Genomic DNA, 16,519 nt, shown 5'->3' on the forward strand with positions numbered 1-16,519 from the left:
TTGTGATATCATAAAGGCATTAGTTTTGATTGAAAATAACCTCAAAAAGGATAATAAAAGGTGACATTATCATCTGCCATGCTCTATCAAGAAATAGAGCAATTATCGTTGCGGGAGCAACAACGGTTAAGAAAACGTCTACGTGGCGTCGCTAAAATTAATAATGAAGAGTCCAAACAGGCGGTATTAAGTGCAATTAAGCAAGATATCACCACAGCACACCAGATGATAATTCGCCGCCAAGCTAATTGTCCTGAAATTACTTACCCAGAAAACCTTCCTGTTAGTCAAAAGAAAGATGCTATTTATAATGCAATAAAAGATAACCAAGTCGTTATTATTGCAGGGGAAACTGGCTCAGGTAAAACAACACAGATCCCTAAAATTTGTCTTGAATTAGGGCGAGGGATCAAAGGATATATTGGCCATACTCAACCGCGCCGTTTAGCCGCGCGTTCTGTATCTGAACGTATTGCTCATGAGTTAAAAAGTACGTTAGGAGAAGCTGTAGGTTATAAAGTTCGTTTTAGCGATCATGTTGGTGACAATACACTTGTTAAATTGATGACTGATGGGATTTTGTTAGCAGAATTACAGCAAGATAAACTGTTACTGCAATATGACACGATTATTATCGATGAAGCCCATGAGCGTAGTTTAAATATTGATTTCATTCTTGGCTATTTAAAACAGCTATTACCTAAACGTCCTGACTTAAAAGTAATCATCACGTCAGCAACCATTGATCCTGAGCGCTTTTCTAAACACTTTAGTCAAGCTCCAATTATTGAAGTTTCAGGTAGAACTTATCCTGTTGAAGTGAGATATCGCCCAATTGGTGGTGATGAACTGGATAGCGATAAGGATATGACTGATGGGATTATCGATGCTATTGATGAATTAAGCCGAGAAAGTGCGGGTGATATTCTTATTTTTATGAGTGGTGAACGAGAAATTCGCGATACTGCTGATGCTCTGAATAAATTACAACTTCGCCACACCGAAGTATTACCTTTATTTGCCCGCTTATCTAATAGTGAACAAAATCGAATTTTTCATCCTCATAATGGCAGACGCATTATTTTAGCAACCAACGTTGCCGAAACTTCATTAACTGTACCTGGTATTAAATACGTTATTGATACCGGTTTTGCGCGTGTCAGTCGTTATAGTTATCGTACTAAAGTACAACGACTTCCAATAGAGCCTATTTCTCAAGCTTCAGCAAATCAAAGAAAAGGGCGTTGTGGTCGTGTTTCTGATGGTATTTGTATTCGTCTTTATTCAGAAGATGATTTTATTTCTCGTGCTGAGTTTACTGATCCTGAAATATTAAGAACTAATCTTGCTTCTGTTATTTTGCAAATGACCTCAATAGGATTAGGTGATATTAGTGCATTCCCATTTGTACAGCCACCTGATAAACGTAATATTCAAGATGGTGTTCGATTATTAGAAGAGCTAGGTGCATTACAAGAGGGAACAGAAAATAATGGTGCTTATCGTTTAACCCCTATGGGAAAACAACTTGCACAACTTCCTATTGATCCCCGTTTAGCAAGAATGGTACTTGAAGCGCGTAAATATGGTGCTGTTAAAGAGTTGATGGTCATTACTTCCGCACTTTCAATTCAAGATCCTCGTGAAAGACCGATGGATAAACAACAAGCTTCTGATGAGAAACATCGGCGCTTCCAAGATAAAGATTCTGATTTCTTGTCTTTTTTAAACATGTGGGATTATTTGAAAACTCAACAAAAAGAGTTGAGTCATTCCCAGTTTAGAAAACTGTGTCGCCAAGAGTTTTTAAATTTTATGCGCGTGCGAGAGTGGCAAGATGTTTATACGCAATTACGACAAGTTGTGAAAGAATTAGGTTTCCCTGTCAATAGTGAACCTGCTGATTTTAGAAGTGTTCATGTTGCACTCCTAAGCGGTTTATTGTCGCATGTTGGACAAAAAGATGCGGATAAACAAGAGTTCACTGGTGCAAGAAATGCTCGTTTTTCTATTTATCCAGGCTCAGGTCTATTCAAAAAACCGCCTAAATGGACAATGGTGGCAGAGCTCGTCGAAACATCTCGTTTATGGGGGAGGATTGCGGCTCGGATTGAACCTGAGTGGATTGAACCTATTGCTGAACATTTGGTGAAGCATCAATATAGCGAACCTCATTGGTCAAAAGCGCAAGGCGCAGTAATGGCTAATGAAAAAGTGACATTATATGGTTTACCTATCGTTGCCTCTCGACCTATAAATTACAGTCAAATTGATCCGCTTTTATGCCGTGAACTCTTTATCCGACACGCCCTAGTGGAAGGGGATTGGCAAACTCGTCATGCTTTTTTCCGTGACAATTTAAAACTACGGACAGAAGTTGAAGAATTAGAGCATAAATCCCGTCGTCGTGACATTCTTGTCGATGATGAAACAATGTTTACCTTCTACGATCAGCGAATACCTCAGGACGTCGTTTCATCTCGTCATTTTGATAAATGGTGGAAAGATGCACAAAAAATATCACCTGATCTGCTTAACTTTGAAAAAAGTATGCTTATCAAAGATGATGCTAAACGAGTTAGTGCATTAGATTATCCGAACTATTGGCAACAAGATAATTTAAAATTACGCCTCACTTATCAATTTGAACCCGGCACTGCAGCTGATGGTGTCACCGTTCATATTCCATTAGCTATTTTGAATCAGGTAAAAAATGAAGGATTTGACTGGCAAATTCCGGGTATTCGTCATGAATTAATAGTGGCTTTAATTAAATCATTACCAAAACCTATCCGTCGTAATTTTGTACCAGCACCTAATTATGCTTCTGCATTTTTAGAGCGAGTACCTCAAGTTGAAGGTGATTTGCTTGATAGACTTGAAAAAGAGTTACGTCGAATGACTGGGGTAATGGTTGATAGAGAAAGTTGGCAACTTGATCAAGTTGCCGACCACTTAAAAATGACATTCCGTGTTGTTGGCGAAAAAAATAAAATACTGGCAGAAAGTAAAGATCTCAATAAATTAAAAGATAACTTAAAGGAAAAAGTGCAAGAAACATTATCAGCAGTAGCCGATGATGGTATTGAACAACAAGATTTACATATTTGGAGTTTTGGTGATTTGCCTCAGCGATATGAACAAAAACGCGGTGGTTATTCAGTGAAGGCTTATCCTGCTTTAGTTGATGAAAAAAACAGTGTAGGTATTAAGCTTTTTGAAACAGAAACTGAACAACAAGCATCAATGTGGGAAGGGATACGACGGTTATTACTATTAAATATTCCTTCTCCGATTAAATATTTGCATGAAAAATTACCAAATAAAGCAAAACTTGGTCTTTATTTTAATCCTTATGGCAAAGTGCTTGATTTAATTGATGACTGTATCGCTTGTGGTGTTGATAAACTTATGGCGTCTTATGGTGGCTTAATTTGGCAAGAAGACGAATATCAAAAGCTACAAGAGTATGTCAGAGCAGAACTAAATGATGCTGTGGTTGATATAGCAAAACAAGTTGAAGCAATTTTAACGCAGGTATTTGCCATCAATAAACGCTTAAAAGGGCGGGTTGATATTAGTGTTGCTTTTGCATTATCTGATATTAAAGCCCAGCTTGGCCAGTTGGTTTTTCCTGGTTTTGTTACCTCTCACGGCTGGAAACGCCTTGCTGATATTCCTCGTTATTTGAGTGCGATTGAAAAACGAATGGAAAAATTAGCTATCGATCCTAATCGTGATCGTGCACAAATGAGTCGAGTTGAAAATGTTATACAGCAATGGCAACAATGGCTAGGTAAACTGACTGAAAAACAAAAGCAGCAAGAAGAAGTGCAAAATATTCGTTGGATGATAGAGGAGTTAAGAGTGAGTCTATTTGCTCAACAGATAGGGACTCCATATCCAATCTCAGATAAACGTATATTGCAGGCAATGGAACAAATTAATTTTAACTAATTAAATAGCGACATGTTTGAACCCACGAAAACTAATGCTTTTCGTGGGTTTTTTATTCTCTTGCCAATTAATAGTCACCTATATATTAGTTACAACATACTATATGTTTCTTGATTTATAAATACCTAACCATCAGTGCGAAAAATAACAGCTTAGCAGGAAAATTTTTTTGACCTAAGTGAAATTGATTTTGAAGAGAGAAGAGAAAGAGAGGTACTGTTTTTCCAGTACCTCTAAGATTATTTCTAGTAAATAGTTAAGTAACCTAATGCTGGAATAGAGCCAAATAAGACAAGAGCTAACAGAATTTTTTCACTTAAGAGTAGCGGCTTTTTGTCTTTATATTGTTTACGTGTGTATAAAAACATCAGGATACCTGGTGCATACAGAACAACAGAGAGTAATAAATTAATCACACCTGATGCATAAAGTAACCATAAACCATATAAACTTGCGGGTATGGCAATTAATAATAAAGCACGACTACTGCGTGCAATTGCTACTTTAAATAAAAATGCACCTACGAGAAAATAAGGAACAAGGATCATCTCTGACGCAATAGTCAGTAATGTGTTGTAATTACTTCCCGTCAGCCAAATTAAAACTAAAGAGAATTGAACAGCATAATTGGTAAACCATAACGAAGATGAAGGAGCATCATTTTTATTCTGTTTCCCTAATTGTTTAGGGAAAGAGTGATGTAGTGCGGCAATATACGGTACTTCTGCAGCCATAATTGTCCAGCTTAAATAAGCACCACATACAGAAAGAATAAGACCTGCAGCAATAATTATTTCGCCCATACTACCAATCAGTTGTACAAGCAGAGGAGCCATTGACGGGTTTTTCATTGCAGCTAGATCAGCTTGGCTGACTAAACCTTGTGATAAAAGTGTCACAAGAATATAAATAATCAAAGCAATAACAACAGCAAGTACAGTCGCTAAACCAACATCTCGTCTATTTTTAGCTCTTGCAGAAACGACGACGGCACCTTCAATACCAATAAATACCCATAGTGTGATCAGCATTGTATTTTTAACTTGGTCCCAAACAGGAACACCCATATTTATTCCTTGGAAATCAAGGGTAAATATGTCCATATTGAAAGCTAATAGGGCGACAATAATAAATAATCCCAGTGGAATAAGTTTTGCCATTGTTGCCATTAAATTAATACTGGCTGCTGTTTGTACACCACGCAAGATAAGAAAGTGAACAACCCAAAGTAATATGGATTCTCCTATTAAGGCCTGCCAAGTATTACCATCACCAAAAATGACATTTTCTGGGGAGTCTGTAAAAAAACTGAAGGCAGCAAAGACAATAACAAGATAAGAAACGTTAGCGACAACCGCACAGACCCAATAACCCCATGCAGAGCAAAAACCAATAAACTCACCAAATCCTTCTTTAGCGTAAGTGAAAATACCCCCATCAAGATCGGGGCGAAGGCGAGAGAGAAGCAATAAAGACGTGGCAAGAAAGAGGATCCCAACACCCGTTATCACCCAGCCAATAATCAATGCAGCAGGGCTAGCAACTTCAGCCATATTTTGAGGCAAACTGAATACACCTGCACCAACCATTGAGCTTAACACTAACGCGGTGAGTGATATTAAGCCAAGTTTCTTATTCAAGGATAATTACCTACGTGATTAAAATTGTAAATAAATAGCGTATTTTCTTGTTTTTTGGTCAGTAAATAGAATAAATATGAATATCTCAAATTTAAATAAAGATAAAAACACTAAAAAACAGCGAGATTTTACGGAGAGTTAACTTGGTTGTCTATGCATTAAATCATAAAAATTATGCACTTTTACAAAATGTGGTTTATTTGATTATATTTTGAGTAAAAAAAAACCTCGCATAAGCAAGGTTTTTATTAATTAGGAAGTTTTATTACTTGAATAGGTCAGCAGTAATAGTGACTGTACCACCATCACTTTGCCATTCATTTGTAATATGGTAATACTTGGCACCTTTTGCGGCAGCACGTTTAGCAACCTGATAAGAAATTTCTGGTGAGTTTACAAAGTATCCGCTAAATGTAATGGTATCAAAAGGGTCCATTAATGCAGCAGCAGCTTTGTTGACTTCTTGGATTTCAGTACCATCAGGTAATGTGACAGTGTAACGACCACTTGCACCCGAAGTTTGTGTATCAGCAAATGCACCTACACTTCTATCAAAATCAGTGTTTGATGCAAGACCTGGCTTTTCAACTTTATTGGCAGAAGCTCCGCCTTCAGCAATAAGTGCGCGACCGGCATCAGAATCATAAGGAACAACGGCTTCTGGTGCTTGAATAGCGCGTTTAGGTGCATCTTTTTTGTAGATATAAGCTGTAACTTCTTGGTTACCACCATCATTTGTCGATACATTACGTACAATAAAGAATGATGCAGCACCTTTTTTAGCAGCCGCTTTTGCAATTGCATCGTTAATATCAGGGGTTGTTGGGAAGTAACCACGGATAGAAACAGTATCAAATGGTTGTAACAGAATTGCTTCAGGTTTTGGTAATTCAGTTACGCCATGAAAAATACGGTAGCTTTCTTCTTCTGCTTTGGGTGCATCTTTATGGTATAGATCAGCAGTAACACTCATGTTGCCACTATCACTAATATCATCTAGACCTTGAATGTAGAAACTATCAGCACCGACTTTATCCGCACGACGAGATACCGCATCAGCGGCTTCATAAATAGCGTTAAAACGACCGATAACTGTGATTCTTTCAAATGGTTTTAGTTCTGCAGCTTGTTCGGGTGTTAATTCCTGAGCAGCCTGCGCAACAGTGATATTAGTTAAAGACAACATCGCTGCTGCGATGACTGAGGTTTTCAGCTTCATACAAAATCCTTCCGCCTTGCGCAATTAATATTGGTCATGTGCTGAACGTAGTGGTTTATCACATAGGGATTAATTATTACATGTAATAATAGCATTTGTCGCATTATTTTATTTAGCGAATCACCACAGAGTCAAATGACCAGTATATGTTACCAGATATTTACCTGAATATAGTGAATAATTCATAAATATGCCTTTTCGACTAAAATGATCCAATTAAGTTCAATTTTAGCTTTACACAGATATAGATTATTGGTTTTATTTTCAGTAGGTTATTAGAGCTCCGATTAATGGCATGCATATTATTATTTTTAACATTTTTTTTGCATGAATGTGAAGTTAACGGAGAAGTTTTAACAGGTCACTATGGATAAGAAGGGAAAATTATGCGAATTGGTATACCCAAAGAGCGACTTTCTAATGAAACAAGGGTTGCGGCAACACCAGCCACAGTAACACAACTCATAAAATTAGGATTCACAGTCGCAATTGAAAATGGTGCTGGTATTGCTTCAAGCTTTGAAGATAAAGCTTATCAAGAAGCTGGTGCTGAAATCCTCGACCTCCAAAATGTTTGGCAGTCAGACATTATTTTGAAGGTTAATACACCACTTGATAATGAAATAACATTATTGCAAGAAGGTGCAACGTTAGTGAGCTTTATATGGCCAGCACAAAATGCGCCATTGCTCGAAAAACTAGCTGAAAAGAACATTAATGTTATGGCCATGGATAGTGTGCCACGTATTTCTCGTGCACAATCTCTTGATGCATTGAGCTCGATGGCAAACATTGCTGGTTATCGTGCTGTTGTTGAAGCAGCTCATGAGTTTGGTCGATTCTTCACAGGGCAAATTACTGCTGCGGGTAAAGTACCACCAGCTAAAGTGATGGTGATTGGTGCCGGTGTTGCAGGTCTTGCTGCAATTGGTGCAGCAGGAAGCCTTGGCGCAATTGTTCGTGCATTTGATACTCGCCCTGAAGTGAAAGAACAAGTTCAAAGTATGGGCGCTGAATTCCTTGAGCTTGATTTTAAGGAAGAAGCAGGCAGTGGTGATGGTTATGCGAAGGTAATGTCAAAAGCCTTTATTGATGCTGAAATGGCGTTATTTGCAGAGCAAGCAAAAGATGTTGATATCATCATTACAACCGCATTAATTCCAGGAAAGCCAGCACCTCGTTTAATTACGAAAGAAATGGTTGATTCAATGAAGCCAGGGAGTGTGGTTGTTGATCTGGCAGCCCAAAATGGAGGGAACTGCGAATATACCGTACCTAATAAAGTCTTTACGACAGAACATGGCGTAAAAATTATTGGTTACACAGATCTTGCAGCTCGCTTGCCGGCACAATCGTCTCAGCTTTACGGTACTAACTTAGTCAATTTACTGAAATTACTTTGTAAAGAGAAAGACGGCAATATCAATATTGACTTTGATGATGTTGTTATTCGAGGAGTGACTGTTATTCGTGCTGGTGAAGTAACATGGCCTGCACCACCGATTCAAGTTTCAGCACAACCTAAAGCGGCACCTGCTGCGAAACCACAAGAGAAACCCGTTGCTAAACCTGTTTCACCTTGGAAGAAATACGGCTTATTAGCTATTGCTTTCTTATTATTTGCATGGCTTGCCAATGTTGCACCAAAAGAGTTTTTATCTCACTTTACGGTATTCGCGCTTTCTTGTGTGGTGGGATATTACGTTGTTTGGAATGTTAGCCATTCATTGCATACACCATTGATGTCAGTTACAAACGCAATTTCAGGCATTATTGTTGTCGGTGCTGTACTCCAAATTGGGAGTGGTGGTTGGGTTAGCCTCTTTTCGTTTGTCGCAATTTTAATTGCGAGTATTAATATTTTTGGTGGATTTACTGTTACTCAACGTATGTTGAAAATGTTCCGTAAAGGATAAGGGAGACAATTATGTCCAGCGGAGTTGTTACAGCGGCATATATTGTCGCCGCAATATTATTTATTTTTAGCCTTGCCGGCTTATCAAAGCATGAAACCTCTAAACAAGGTAACTACTTTGGTATTGCAGGGATGGCGATTGCACTGTTCGCAACCATTTTTGGGCCTTATGCTGGCAATGTAGGTTGGATCATTATTGCAATGGTAATCGGTGCTGTTATTGGTATCCGTTTAGCTAAAAAAGTCGAAATGACTCAAATGCCAGAATTGGTTGCAATCTTACACAGTTTTGTAGGTTTAGCGGCTGTATTAGTTGGTTTTAACAGTTATCTTGACCACAACACAGCAATGGATCCTGTGATGGTGAATATCCATCTAACAGAAGTCTTTTTAGGGATCTTCATTGGTGCTGTTACATTCACAGGTTCGATTGTTGCTTATGGTAAATTAAGTGGAAAAATGTCGTCGAAACCGATGATGTTGCCTAATCGCCATAAATTAAATCTTGCTGCTTTAGTTGTTTCTTTCTTATTGATGGTTTGGTTTGTTAAAACCGACAGTGTTGGCTTACAAGTTTTCTTAATCATCGTAATGACAGTAATTGCATTAGCATTTGGTTGGCATTTAGTTGCATCGATAGGTGGCGCTGATATGCCAGTGGTTGTTTCGATGCTGAACTCCTACTCAGGATGGGCCGCCGCCGCCGCAGGCTTTATGTTGAGCAATGATCTGTTAATCGTAACCGGTGCATTAGTGGGTTCTTCAGGTGCGATCCTTTCTTATATTATGTGTAAAGCGATGAATCGTTCCTTTATTAGCGTAATAGCAGGTGGATTTGGTACAGATGGTTCAGCTCCAACTGAAGATGGTGAAATGGGAGAGTATCGCGAAACAACGGCTGAAGAAGTCGCTGATATGCTGAAAAATTCAACATCTGTCATTATCACTCCTGGTTATGGATTAGCGGTGGCTCAAGCACAATACCCTGTGCATGACATCACTGAGAAATTACGTCAACGTGGTGTGAAAGTACGTTTTGGTATTCACCCGGTAGCAGGGCGTTTACCGGGCCATATGAATGTATTGTTAGCGGAAGCTAAAGTACCTTATGACGTTGTATTAGAAATGGATGAAATTAATGATGACTTCTCTGATACTGATACTGTTTTAGTTATTGGTGCTAACGATACGGTAAACCCAGCAGCACAAGATGATCCAAATAGCCCAATTGCAGGTATGCCTGTGTTAGAAGTGTGGAAAGCACAAAACGTCATTGTGTTTAAACGCTCCATGAATACAGGTTATGCTGGGGTTCAGAATCCTCTATTCTTTAAAGAGAATACGCAAATGTTATTTGGCGATGCTAAAGCTAGCGTAGACGCAATTTTAAAAGCACTGTAATAGATACAGATAGTGAATAGTGAAAAGCCAGTCAATTCTTTGACTGGCTTTTTTAATGGATACTTCAACTATCAATCGTGATCGCTATCAACTGTAATAGGGCAGGTAAAACCATCTGGTTTGATGGCCAATAAATCACATTTGATATGGTCTATCAATTGTTCTGCGGTATTTCCTAAGAAGGCTGCTGAAAGCCCGGTTCTTCCTAAAATACCTAAAACAACAATACCTGCATTTAACTCTTCACAAACTTGAGGAATAACTTGTTCTGGTAATCCTTCTTTAACATGTGTTTTCTCTTCAGGGATGCAGAATTTCTGGCGCAACTCTTTCATCGCAATAAGATGCTGACCACGAAGTGCATTGTTATAAAGATTAGGATCAAAATCAGGTAACTCAATCGCAATATTAATCGGTGCAACAGGATAAGCACTGAGTAGATGAACATCAGGATCTTTTTGTATGCGATGAGACAAATCAGTTGTTAATTCAATAAGTTTTAGATTAAGAGCATCATGATAAGATTCTTCATTTGATAAATTTGCAGCTACGACAATAGCGCCGTATTCAGGCCACTCTTTATCTTTAACCATCCAGACAGGGCAAGGGCATTTTCTAAGTAATTGCCAATCTAGAGGAGTAAAAATAAGTGAACCTAATTTATCGTGTTGATGAGCCATTTTTATGAGTAAGTCATGCTGATGTGCTACGACTTCTTCAATAATGGCTTCATAAGGTCGATTATGCCAAATGACTTTAATATCAATTTCTATACCGGCTTCAAGGTAATAGCGAGACTGCTGTTTGATCCAAGCTGCTTTTTGACTAATAACACCTTTGCGCATTGCGTTGCGTTCATCGGGAGATAAAAGGGTTGTCATGTCATAGGAGAGATCATAAACAGGTAGAAAAGCTTTTATCCGCCCACCATTACGCTGAACGATATAGACAGCACGGCGAAGTGCTGGTTGGTCATCTTGGTTAGGATCAATGACAACGAGAAGGTTTTGATATTTTTCCATTGTAATATCCTCTTTAGGGCTGGATTTATCCATCTACAATTTAAAGATAACCCAAGAAGATAAAATTCAATAGTACAAAATAGAAAACGGGGCACAAATTTGTGTGCCCCGTTATAAAATTAACGAGTGAAATGTAACAGATATTAAACTTCAGCTGACGAAGGAAGTTTACCCGCTAGTTCACTTAATAACGTACCATCTTCGATGGTAATATATTTACCTTTAACGCTTAACATGCCACTTTTTTGGAAGCGACCTAATAAACGGCTAATCGTTTCAACGGTTAAACCCAAGTAATTACCGATATCACCGCGTGTCATGGTTAAACGGAATTCACGAGGAGAAAAACCACGCTGAGCGAAACGACGAGAGAGGTTATAAATAAAAGCAGCCAGACGTTCTTCTGCATTCTTTTTCGATAGCAGTAAGATCATCTCTTGGTCACCTTTGATTTCACCACTCATCAGGCGCATCATTTGTTGACGTAAGTTAGGCATTTTGCCTGACAGATCATCCAAAGTCTCAAATGGAATTTCGCAAACCATTGATGTTTCTAAGGCTTGAGCGAAACTAGGGTGTTCAGTATTAATAATGGCGTCAAATCCAACCAAATCACCAGCAAGATGAAATCCTGTTATTTGCTCGTCGCCTTCTTCCGTAATAGTATAACTTTTAATAGTACCGGAACGTATGGCATAAAGTGATTTCAGCTCATCACCGGCTTTAAACAAGGTTTGACCTTTTTGGATGGGCTTTTTACGCTCGATAATATTATCGAGTTGATCAAGCTCATGCTCGTTTAAAGTAAACGGGATGCAGAGCTGGCTAATACTGCAATCCTGACAATGGATTGCACAACCGCCAGATTGGATTCGGCGAACGACGCGTTTTTCTGGGATCATAAGCTTGCTCATTACAAATAAAAATATTGATATGCGTCAATTTTAACACATATTGCAGTAATTGGTAAGGGGAATAACGATACGTGTAGAAATAATTCTGAATGTAACAAAACATGTATCTTGATAAAAACGATGTTTTGCTTAAAGGCTTATTTAGAACAATTTGCGCTAACCCTATACTCGATTGGTATATTATTCGATTTTCTAATGAAATTATAGTGCTATTACTAAATTATCCTCGTCAAAAGCCAAAAATGAAGGCGTGCTTCAATATTTTCTATCTTTATATTGACATTTAGTTTACGGCTTTACCTTAAATTCGTGTTTTTTATACATAACTCTTTATTTTCTTAACAAAAAATAAGTAAAGTTAACTAGGTGTATTTTTGATACAACTTAATGCTACCTTGAATTAGCTTTTCCTTATAAAAGATGGGGGAACTGCAAAGAAGTGCGGAAAATTGAAACATTCTATTACCTATTAAGTGGTATTGATATACATCAATGAGGGTTTACCACTATACCCTATTATTTTCACTGATGAGAGTTGTTATGTGAGAATGATAAACTAATGAAAAAAATAGAAAAAAGTGAAGAAAACAAAGGGATGATGTCTTTAAGTCGTCGCCATTTTGTTCAAACAAGTGCGGCATTAGTTACTGTGCCTTTTTTCGCACGAAATGCACAAGCTAATATAGATAAAAGCTTACCTATTGCACGAAATGATAACGAACCGGCCACTGTTGTTGCTACATGTAGTACTTTTGACTGTGGTGGTAAGTGTGATATCCGTGCACATATAAAGGAAGGTATTGTTACTCGTATTACCACGAGACCAGATAATGAATTAGATGAAGCTATGCCTGTTATGAGGGCATGTGTGCGTGGACGAGGTTATCGCAAGTTTTCTTACCATGCTGATAGATTGAAATACCCAATGAAAAGGGTCGGCAAACGTGGTGAAGGCAAATTTGAACGCATTTCATGGGATGAGGCAACAACGCTCATTGCGGAAAATGTGACACGTTTAACGGAGAAACATGGTGCTGGAAGTCGTTTTTTAACAGTGAGCACAGCAGTAACAGGGGGGATCTTCTCTGGTGATACCATGATGAAGAAACTCTTTAACTTAACAGGAGGCTATCTTCCTTATTACCATTCGGTTAGCTTGGGTAACACCTTAAAGGTAACGCCTTATACTTATGGTATTGCAAAAACAGGTAGCTCTTTAGACACCCTCGAAGACACACCATTAGTGATCTTATGGGGCCATAACCCTAATGAAACTATTTTTGGGCATACTAACCATTATTTTCAAAAGATGAAAAATAATGGTACTAAGTTTATTGTGGTCGATCCTCGTTATTCTGATACTGCGCAATCTTTAGCTGATCAATGGATACCTCTCTTACCAACGACAGATAATGCCTTAATGGATGCAATGATGTATGTCATTGTTACTGAAAATCTTCATGATAAACCTTTTATTGATAAGTATGTCGTGGGTTTTGATGAAGATCACATGCCTGAAGGTGTTCCTGCTAATGAATCTTTGGTTGCTTATTTAACGGGTAAAAAAGATGGCATAGAAAAAACACCTGAATGGGCAGAAAAAATCACTCGAGTACCCGCTAATACTATTCGTCAGCTAGCACGCGAATATGCAATGACTAAACCTGCTGCTCTAATTCAAGGTTGGGGACCTCAACGCCATATTTGTGGTGAACGTAGTGCGCGAGGATCTTCATTATTGGCAGCAATCACAGGTAATGTGGGTAAAAAAGGCGCTTGGGCTGCGGGTTACGGTGGTATTGGTAATCGTCAATCTATGCGTGGACCTAATATTGGTAATAATCCAGTTAAAGCTAAAATCTCGATAATGAACTGGATGCAAGCTGTTGAAGATGCAAGTAAAGTTCGTATTGAGGATGGGCTTGTTGATGCGGATAAACTTGATTCAAATATCAAGATGATCTTCTCTTTAGCGGGTAATTATTTAGTTAATCAAAACCCAGATGTGAATGCAGCCGCTAAATTACTAGAAGATGATTCAAAGGTAGAATTTATTGTTGTCAGCGATCTCTATTTATCACCTTCTGCAAAATATGCCGATCTCGTTTTACCTGAAACCAGTTTCTTGGAACGCTGGAACATAGGAAATACGTGGGGAACAGGAAATTACTTCCTACTTTCTGAAAAAGTTGTTGAGCCCGCTTTTGAACGCCGTTCTGATTATGAATGGATTACAGAAGTTGCGGAAAAAATGGGTGTAAAAGAAGCTTTCACTGAAGGTCGTAGTGAGAAAGAATGGATTGCTCACCTTGTTGATATTAACAAAACACGTTTTGAAGATAGACCTGATTTTCCTAATTTTGAAGAGTTACAAAAAACACGCCGTTATCTTTTTAAAGATAAACCTTTTGTTGCCTTTGAAAAAAACATCAGTGACTTTGAAAATAATCCATTCCCAACACCTTCAGGTAAAATTGAGATTTTTTCTAAACGTCTTTATGACATGAATAATCCGGATATTCCGGCTTTGTCTCATTATGTGCCAGCAATTGAAGGCCCAGAAGACAAATTAACAGAAAAATATCCATTACAAATGTTGACTTGGAAAGGAAAAAATAGAGCTAACTCAACGCAGTACGCTAATCCTTGGTTACAAGAAGCTCAACGTCAAGAGGCGTGGATAAATCCAATTGATGCTGAAAATAGAGGTATCAAAAATGGTGATATGGTGCGTATTTATAACGAACGCGGAATAACTGAGATCCCAGCATTAGTAACACAACGCATTATTCCTGGTGTTGTTGGTTTACAAGCCGGTGCTTGGTGGGCTCCCGATGAAAACGGCGTTGATCATGGGGGGTGCCCTAACGTTTTAACATCGACACGAATGACACCATTATCACATGGTAATTCACATTTAACTGTTTTAGTTGAGGTAACCAAAGCATGAGTGACTTTAAAGAATATGCACCGGTAAGCGATGAACAGCTCGGTTTCTTTATTGATTCCTCTCGTTGTTCTGGTTGCAAAGCTTGCCAAGTAGCATGTAAAGATAAAAATAATTTAGAAGTTGGTCGCCGTTTTCGCCGTATTTATGAAGTAAAAGGAGGCGGTTTTGCACCGACAGGGCAAGGTGGTCTGGTTAATAATGTGTTTGCATATACATTAACTATTTCTTGTAACCACTGCGAATCACCCGTTTGTGTGAAAAACTGTCCAACAACAGCAATGCACAAACGTGAAGGTGATGGCATTGTTCGTGTTGATACCTCTAAATGTGTAGGTTGTGGTTATTGCGCATGGTCATGCCCTTATGGCGCACCACAAATGAATGAAGAGACCGGACAAATGTCAAAATGTGATTTTTGTATTGATTTACTATCAGAAGGCAAAAATCCAATTTGTGTTGATACATGCCCGCTAAATGCGATTAAGTTTGGCAAGATTAAAGAGTTAAGAGCGAAATATGGGCATTTAAGCCAAGTTCAAGGATTACCTGACTTTACGATGACAAATCCAAATTTAGTTATCAAACCTCATACTGGTGCGACGAAAAAGGGAGGAGTTCAAGCATGAATGAATGGCCATTAGTGACCTTTACTTTATTCGTCCAGAGTTCTGTTGGCGTAACTCTTTTTTCAGCCCTTTATTTTTGTTGGTTAGAAAAAGAGATTGGTAATCAAAGAGCCACGGTTGCGATGCGACCCGTGTTATTAACTGCCGCTATTTTAGGGTGTTTAGGATTATTAGCATCAACGTTACATATGGGATATCCATGGAATGCTTTTCATGCATTACGCCATATTTCTTCATCATGGTTGAGTCGTGAAATCATATTTGCTGCCGTTTATCTTGGTGCGTTATGCCTTTATACCTTAGTGGTTTTGATTAAAGGGCACATGAACAAAACCTTATTAGCGGTTATTGGTCTGCTTGGCATCATTGATATAATATGTATGGCGTCATTGTATTACAACACTTCGATGCTGACATGGATGCACGTTAATACTTACTTTATGTTTATAGGCGCACTATTTTCAACTGGGGCCGCTATAGCGCTATTAATAACAGCACTTCGCGTTAAAGCCTTTGTAAATAGTGAGCTAGCAAAAAGAATTGTAATCAGTGCATTAGTGGTTATTTTTCTTACAGTAACATTACGTATGGCGGAGCAACCCTTTTATTTAGAATGGATGTCATCAGTCATTTCAACAAATGATGCAATAACGTTCCCTCATACGCCTATCATTGCGTATAATGAAACATTCGGATTAAGAATATCTGCATGGATTTTGTCAATTCTTGGTATTTTAATGATGGGATACAGCGTATGGAAATATCGTAATGCTGTATTTACTTCAGGATTGCGTATGGTATTAGCAAGTAGCGCAACAATACTGATTGCAGAAATTCTCAATCGTTTTGCATTCTTTATTGTAAAGTAGTGGAGT

General features: G+C 38.3%; 10 protein-coding genes. 6 read left to right on the forward strand and 4 right to left on the reverse strand.

Features of this window, described 5'->3' with window-relative positions; genetic code table 11:
* The first annotated feature begins 60 nt into the window (after positions 1–60).
* Positions 61–3,957 (forward strand): ATP-dependent RNA helicase HrpA, encoded by a 3,897-nt coding sequence (gene hrpA / locus GWI68_RS17815; RefSeq protein WP_347877540.1) that lies wholly within the window; start codon positions 61–63, stop codon positions 3,955–3,957.
* Between the two features lie 245 nt (positions 3,958–4,202).
* Here the strand turns inward: hrpA and GWI68_RS17820 are convergent, their stop codons facing one another.
* Together GWI68_RS17820 and ydgH are read right to left on the reverse strand one after the other, a co-directional pair.
* Positions 4,203–5,597: a basic amino acid/polyamine antiporter gene (locus GWI68_RS17820; RefSeq protein WP_166541135.1), complete on the reverse strand. Its 1,395-nt coding sequence runs from the start codon at positions 5,595–5,597 to the stop codon at positions 4,203–4,205.
* 265 nt (positions 5,598–5,862) lie between these two features.
* Positions 5,863–6,816, reverse strand: a complete 954-nt coding sequence (gene ydgH / locus GWI68_RS17825) for a DUF1471 family protein YdgH (protein WP_166541136.1) — start codon at positions 6,814–6,816, stop codon at positions 5,863–5,865.
* Between the two features lie 386 nt (positions 6,817–7,202).
* Between ydgH and pntA the strand changes: the two genes are divergently transcribed.
* Both pntA and pntB read left to right on the forward strand, forming a co-directional pair.
* A complete protein-coding gene (gene pntA, locus GWI68_RS17830) occupies positions 7,203–8,732 on the forward strand; it encodes a Re/Si-specific NAD(P)(+) transhydrogenase subunit alpha (RefSeq protein WP_166541137.1) in 1,530 nt (509 codons plus the stop codon).
* 11 nt (positions 8,733–8,743) lie between these two features.
* Positions 8,744–10,132, forward strand: a complete 1,389-nt coding sequence (pntB, locus tag GWI68_RS17835) for a Re/Si-specific NAD(P)(+) transhydrogenase subunit beta (RefSeq protein WP_166541138.1) — start codon at positions 8,744–8,746, stop codon at positions 10,130–10,132.
* 71 nt (positions 10,133–10,203) lie between these two features.
* Here pntB and uspE read toward each other — a convergent pair whose 3' ends face one another.
* Positions 10,204–11,154, reverse strand: a complete 951-nt coding sequence (uspE, locus tag GWI68_RS17840) for a universal stress protein UspE (protein ID WP_166541139.1) — start codon at positions 11,152–11,154, stop codon at positions 10,204–10,206.
* 143 nt (positions 11,155–11,297) lie between these two features.
* The gene (locus GWI68_RS17845; RefSeq protein WP_072068170.1) at positions 11,298–12,056 is read right to left on the reverse strand and encodes an FNR family transcription factor; all 759 of its coding nucleotides are present in this window, start codon (positions 12,054–12,056) and stop codon (positions 11,298–11,300) included.
* Positions 12,057–12,627: 571 nt separating this feature from the next.
* On the opposite strand from GWI68_RS17845, the gene GWI68_RS17850 reads away from it, so the two are divergent.
* Genes GWI68_RS17850 through GWI68_RS17860 form a run of 3 tightly spaced genes read left to right on the forward strand, consistent with a single transcriptional unit; the run spans position 12,628 to position 16,513 of the window.
* Positions 12,628–15,018 carry a DMSO/selenate family reductase complex A subunit gene (locus GWI68_RS17850; protein WP_166541140.1) on the forward strand — a complete coding sequence of 797 codons (2,391 nt, stop codon included), beginning with the start codon at positions 12,628–12,630 and terminating at the stop codon, positions 15,016–15,018.
* The gene (locus tag GWI68_RS17855; RefSeq protein ID WP_109408131.1) at positions 15,015–15,644 is read left to right on the forward strand and encodes a DMSO/selenate family reductase complex B subunit; all 630 of its coding nucleotides are present in this window, start codon (positions 15,015–15,017) and stop codon (positions 15,642–15,644) included. Before GWI68_RS17850 ends, GWI68_RS17855 begins: the two co-directional genes overlap by 4 nt.
* Positions 15,641–16,513, forward strand: a complete 873-nt coding sequence (locus GWI68_RS17860; protein WP_166541141.1) for a DmsC/YnfH family molybdoenzyme membrane anchor subunit — start codon at positions 15,641–15,643, stop codon at positions 16,511–16,513. The genes GWI68_RS17855 and GWI68_RS17860 overlap by 4 nt, the downstream gene beginning before the upstream one ends.
* Positions 16,514–16,519 lie beyond the last annotated feature (6 nt).

Origin of the sequence: Proteus sp. G2669, from assembly GCF_009915245.1 — a bacterium.
In the GTDB taxonomy this organism is placed as follows: domain Bacteria; phylum Pseudomonadota; class Gammaproteobacteria; order Enterobacterales; family Enterobacteriaceae; genus Proteus.